The 5,444-nt window shown below is 57.1% G+C and carries 5 protein-coding genes; 3 read left to right on the forward strand and 2 right to left on the reverse strand.

Annotated features, from left to right (window positions below; all coding sequences use genetic code 11):
* Positions 1-524: FAD-binding oxidoreductase (locus tag NW837_RS00990; RefSeq protein ID WP_414328865.1), on the reverse strand; the 524-nt coding region annotated here is incomplete at its 3' end.
* Between the two features lie 512 nt (positions 525-1,036).
* On the opposite strand from NW837_RS00990, the gene NW837_RS00995 reads away from it, so the two are divergent.
* From NW837_RS00995 to NW837_RS01005, 3 genes are all read left to right on the forward strand, one after another.
* Positions 1,037-2,041, forward strand: a complete 1,005-nt coding sequence (locus NW837_RS00995; RefSeq protein ID WP_414328866.1) for a cytochrome c oxidase subunit II — start codon at positions 1,037-1,039, stop codon at positions 2,039-2,041.
* Positions 2,042-2,118: 77 nt separating this feature from the next.
* A complete protein-coding gene (gene ctaD, locus NW837_RS01000) occupies positions 2,119-3,825 on the forward strand; it encodes a cytochrome c oxidase subunit I (protein ID WP_414328867.1) in 1,707 nt (568 codons plus the stop codon).
* A gap of 118 nt (positions 3,826-3,943) precedes the next feature.
* Positions 3,944-4,555, forward strand: coding sequence for a cytochrome c oxidase subunit 3 (locus tag NW837_RS01005; RefSeq protein WP_414328868.1), 612 nt, complete (start codon positions 3,944-3,946; stop codon positions 4,553-4,555).
* Between the two features lie 64 nt (positions 4,556-4,619).
* Here the strand turns inward: NW837_RS01005 and holA are convergent.
* A partial coding sequence (gene holA, locus NW837_RS01010) for a DNA polymerase III subunit delta (RefSeq protein WP_414328869.1) occupies positions 4,620-5,444 on the reverse strand: 825 nt, incomplete at its 5' end.

Genomic DNA, 5,444 nt, shown 5'->3' on the forward strand with positions numbered 1-5,444 from the left:
CTCACCTGGGTCAAAATTCCTAGGCTGCCCAAGGATCCGGTGAACAACTTCATCAGGTCATAGCCAGCAACATTCTTGACAACCCGCCCGCCCGCTTTGGCCACTTCCCCATCCGCCCGCACCCAGGCTATGCCCAGCAGCAAGTCGCGGATCCCGCCGTAACGCCAGCGCAGAGAACCTGTATCGGCAGTGGCGATAATGCCCCCCAGGGTAGCCCGCTCCGGATAGAGGGGATCCACCGGCCACCATTGCCCCCGCTCGGCCAAGATGTGTTGCAGTTCCGCCAAAGTCATGCCAGCTTCCACCGTGACGGTGAGATCAGCAGCCGCATGGTCGATGAGCCGGCGTAAGCCGCGCGTGCTGAGAACCAAATCCACCGGCTCCACAGAGTGGGCCCAGCCCCACTTGCTCCCCTGCCCCAGCGGCAGCACTTTCCGCCCTTGGCACTCCTTTAAGATTCCGGCCAATTCCGAGACCGTTGATGGAGTCTGGATCGGCAAGGGATCCCCTGGATCAGATAGCAAGGTCGCCAGTGAATGGGGAGAAGACATTGGGGAAAGCGAAGCAGAGATTAAACAGAAGCAGAGATTAAAGAGAGAAAACCTGTCCAAACCAGCCCAATTGCGGGGTTATCCCACCCTACCTCAGTCTACAGCCAGCAAAAATCTCAGCTTGGAGAGATGACCCTCAACCAGAGCCAGCCTTCAGTGCAGTACCGCCCTTGCGCAGGTCTGCCGAAAATCTCGGAACCAAAGCTCCGCCTCGTCACTGCTCACCCTGAAAGATCCTGAAGAGATCCATAAGCCTGCAGGGTTTCTCTCTCCCGCAGACTACTATCTGATACTAGTGGAGAAGCCGTGCGCAGCGAAGCAGACTCTACAATCGGAAAACTTTGTAAACTCCGTAAACAATGCAAACAAAAATAAAAAACGGCAACAGTAAAAAACGACGGATTAAGTTGAGCAAGGTAGTTTGCAGACGCTGTGAGCAGATTATCTGCTAGGATGGACGCTCTTTGTATTGGGGAAAAGCAGTCGTGAGTGCGCTGAGCAACATCATCTTGGTGGCTATGGGGATCCTCCTGACCCTTGCCAGCCTTTGGTACGGGCAAAACCACCATCTGCTTCCCGAATCTGCTGCCGAATCAGCCCCCTTGTTCGACAGCCTCTTCAACAGCACTGTAACCATTGCCACAGGGATCTTTTTGGTGGTACAGGGTGTACTTCTCTACTGTATTGTCCGCTACCGCAAGCGGCGAGGCGACAAAGGCGACGGGGATCCCAGCCACGGCAATGTGCTGCTGGAGATCGTGTGGACGGCGGTGCCGGCGGTGATCATTCTTTGGTTGGGCTTGGCCAGCTTGGATGTTTACCAGGCCATCTACGGGGGTGCTGATGTCGGCGGGCACATCCACGCAGCCATGGCGATGGAGTCTTCCCACGAAGCTGAGGCGGGGGATCCCGGCTACGCCTACACGCCTGCGGTGCTACCCGGGAAGGAGATGGGCCAGCCGGATCTGGTCGTTCAAGTTCAGGGCATGCAATATGCTTGGATGTTCACCTACCCGGATTCCGGCCTGGTGGCCAGCGAGCTGCACCTTCCTCTGAACAAGCGGGTGCGCTTGGATATGACGGCTCTGGATGTGAACCATGCCTTCTGGGTACCGCAATTTCGCCTGAAGCAGGATGTCATCCCTGGCCGAGAAACCCACCTGGAGTTTGTGCCCACTCAACTGGGGCAGTACCCCATCATCTGCGCAGAGCTGTGCGGCCCCTATCATGGGGTGATGGCAGGGCAATTGTTTGTGGATACGCCGGAAGACTTCGAGCGCTGGCAGCAGGAGCAAGTTTTGGCCGCCCGTGGCGAGGGCAGCACCTTGGCCCTCGTTTCAGATTTCTCGCCAGTCCATCCCTCTCCTCGGCCAGGCTCCCCTGAGGCCGAGTCTGCCTTTGCCCATGTCCACCACCAGCGTTTGGGCGTCTCCCCCTCAGATTTGAAGTCTCTCCAGTCCCATTCTGGATCCCTTCCTTCCGCAGGCTAGCCGGGATCCCTGACGCCCCTTTGGCCTGCGCTTGTGGGAACAACATTCTGCCAACGCGATATAGGAGCTTTTGTGCAATGACCCAGCTGCAAGACAGCCCAAGACTTGTTGCTGCACCGAAGGTTGAACTTGAACTTCCTGCTGAGCCTTGGTGGCGCTTCTTTACCTTCTCCACCGATCACAAGGTCATCGGGATCCAGTACTTGGTGACCACCTTTTTCTTCTACTTGGTGGGAGGGGCGCTGGCGACGGCAGTACGGGCAGAGCTGGCTACTCCAGAGGCCGACTTTCTCGGCTTTGAGCGGTACAACGGTGCCTTTACCCTGCACGCCACGATCATGATCTTTTTGTGGATCGTGCCTGCTTTGGTGGGGGGCTTTGGCAACTACCTGGTACCGCTGATGATCGGGGCGCGGGATATGGCCTTCCCCAAGCTGAATGCAGTGGCCTTTTGGCTGGTTCCGCCCACAGGGATCCTGCTTTTGGCCAGCCTGTTCATAGAGGCTCCGGCTGCCGGCTGGACTTCCTACCCCCCTCTCAGCTTGATCAGCGGCAAAGTGGGCGAAGAACTCTGGATCCTGAGCATTTTGTTGGCAGGAACCTCTTCCATCCTGGCGGCGGTTAACTTCATCACCACCATCCTGAAGATGCGCATGCCCGGCATGAAGATGGAAGACATGCCCCTGTTTTGTTGGGCCATGCTGGCAGCCTCTGTTCTCACCCTCATTGCAACACCGGTTTTGGCCGGTGCATTGATTTTGCTTAGCTTTGACCTCTTGGCAGGCACGGCCTTTTTCAACCCCAGCGGCGGCGGGGATCCGGTGGTCTACCAGCACATGTTCTGGTTCTACTCCCACCCGGCGGTGTACATCATGATCTTGCCGGTCTTTGGCATGATCTCGGAGATTTTGCCGGTGCATGCCCGCAAGCCCATCTTTGCCTACAAGGCCATCGCCTACTCCAGCTTGGCCATCTGCTTTTTGGGGTTGATCGTCTGGGCTCACCACATGTTCACCAGTGGCACCCCTGACTGGATGCGGGTGTTCTTTATGATCGCCACCATGGCCATTGCCGTTCCCACTGGGATCAAGGTGTTTAGCTGGCTGGCCACTTTGTGGGGCGGCAAGATCCACTTCCGCTCGGCCATGCTGTTTGGCATGGGTTTTGTCTCGATGTTTGTGATCGGCGGCTTGAGCGGGATTATCCTCGCCTCGGTGCCTCTGGATATCCACGTTCACGACACCTACTTTGTGGTGGCCCACCTACACTACGTGTTGTTTGGCGGCAGCGTCTTTGGGATCTATGCCGGCATCTACCACTGGTTCCCCAAGATGACGGGGCGGCTGCTGAACGAGTTTTGGGGGCGGGTGCACTTTGTGTTGACCTTTGTCGGCTTTAACATGTGCTTCTTGCCGATGCACAAGCTGGGCCTGATGGGGATGCCCCGCCGGGTGGCCCAGTACGATCCCCAATTTGCCGACCTCAACTGGATCAGCTCGGTGGGGGCCTTTGTTCTGGCCATTTCCACCCTGCCCTTTTTGGTTAACGCCATCTACTCCTGGGTGGCCGGGCCAAAAGCTGGGGATAATCCTTGGCAGGCCCTGACACTGGAGTGGACAACTTCTTCTCCCCCGCCCCATCACAACTTTTATGGGGATCCCATTCTGCTAACTGGCCCCTACGACTACGGCTTGCACAGCAAAGAGACGCTGGACTACTTTGCTGCTCAGTTGCAGAGCGTGCGGGAGCTGGCACTGGCGGAAGCGGAGCCTACTTCTTCTTAGCAGGCCGGATGCCCGGTGGGCGGCTGATCCCCTGCTCACTGGGTATTCCAGTCCTGGCTGGGCTGCTTGTACAGCCTCAAGAAGTCTCAGGAATTCAGGAATTTAGGTGGAAAGGAATATGCAAGGATCCCTTGCCTCTGAAACGCTGATGGTTGGCCACTCAAGGGCCCACACTGCCCATGCTGAGCACCCAGATCATCGCGTCTTTGGCATCTTGATGTTTTTGGTGGCAGAAGGCTGTCTTTTCCTAGGGCTGTTCATGGCCTACCTGGCCTATAGCCTCACCGCCCCGGTGTGGCCGCCGGAGGGAACCCCAGAGCGGGAATTGCTTTTGCCTGGGATCAACACGGTGATTTTGCTCTCCAGCAGCTTCGTCATTCACAAAGCTGGGTCGGCCATCAAGGCCGATGATGTCAGGGGTCTGCGGCTGTGGTTTGCCCTCACAGCGCTGATGGGGGCGGTTTTCCTGGCAGGGCAACTCTATGAGTACAGCAACCTGGAGTTTGGCCTCACCACCAATTTGTTTGCCAGCACCTTCTATGTTTTAACGGGGTTTCACGGTCTTCACGTGCTGGCGGGGTTGCTGTTTATTCTGGCAGTGCTCTGGCGCTCCTTTAAGCCCGGCCACTACAGCGCTCAACATCATTTTGGCGTCGAAGCTGCCGAGATCTACTGGCACTTTGTGGATGGGGTTTGGATCGTGTTGTTTATCTTGCTCTATTTGCTCTGAGGTTGTCTCGAAGCCATTTTGGCAGCAACCCGTAGAGCCATTTCAGCTCTGCCCCATGGTTACCTCAAGTGGCAGTGGAGCGGCTCGCTGGGCCAATGGTTCCCCTCTCCCCAAGAAGAGCGGCGGCTGAGGTCTGAGAGCGGCTGCGGGAAGATGAGCCTTTCTGGAGAAAGGCCACAATCTGGATCAGCGCCTCTTGAAACACCTCTCGCTCTGGCTGACCTTGCTTGAGCTGGTATTCCAGTTGCAAAAGTTGCTGCATCACCCTTAGCAGAGCTGAGCTTTCCAGGGATCCCACCTCTTTTTGCAGAAAGTAAACCCGGTTGGGATTCCCGATTTCTGCTTTCTGGGCGATGACTTTGGGATCCCGTTCTCCCTGATCCAGCAGCAGCCGCACCCATAGCCAGGTGCGAAATTGGCCTACCAACACCGCCAGAATCCTCAGGGCCGGCTCGTTGTGATCCAGCAGATGGGTCAAGATGCGTAGGGCTTGTTCCAGATTCCCTTTGCGCAGGGATCCCGCCAATTGAAAGCTGTTGTAGGCGCTGGCGGGAACTAACGCCTCGACTTGTTCAGGAGAAATGGGATCCTGTTGACCTGCCGTAAACAGGGCCAGCTTTTCCAATTCCATCGCCAAGCGACGGGAGTCATTGCCCACCGCCTCGGCCAATTTCTGGGCGGCTGCCGGGCTGAGGGCCAGATCCCGTTGTTCAGCTTCCCGCTGCACCTGCTGGAGAATGCCCTCCTCATCCCAAGGGGCCAGTTGCGAAAACTCGCGGACAATGGCCGTTTTCTTGAGGATTTTGGTGGATTTCAGGCGCCCATCCGGTTTGCTGCTGGTGGTCAAGAGCAGATGGGTGGTAGGGGGTAACTGGGCCAGTGTGCGCTC

Origin of the sequence: Synechococcus sp. R6-10 (assembly GCF_047461815.1) — a bacterium.
Taxonomy (GTDB): Bacteria; Cyanobacteriota; Cyanobacteriia; order Thermostichales; family Thermostichaceae; genus Thermostichus.

Excerpts from the sequence above, each read along its gene's own strand:
- NW837_RS01005 (WP_414328868.1), top strand. The coding sequence starts at position 3,944 with ATGCAAGGATCCCTTGCCTCTGAAACGCTGATGGTTGGCCACTCAAGG.
- ctaD (WP_414328867.1), top strand. The coding sequence starts at position 2,119 with ATGACCCAGCTGCAAGACAGCCCAAGACTTGTTGCTGCACCGAAGGTT.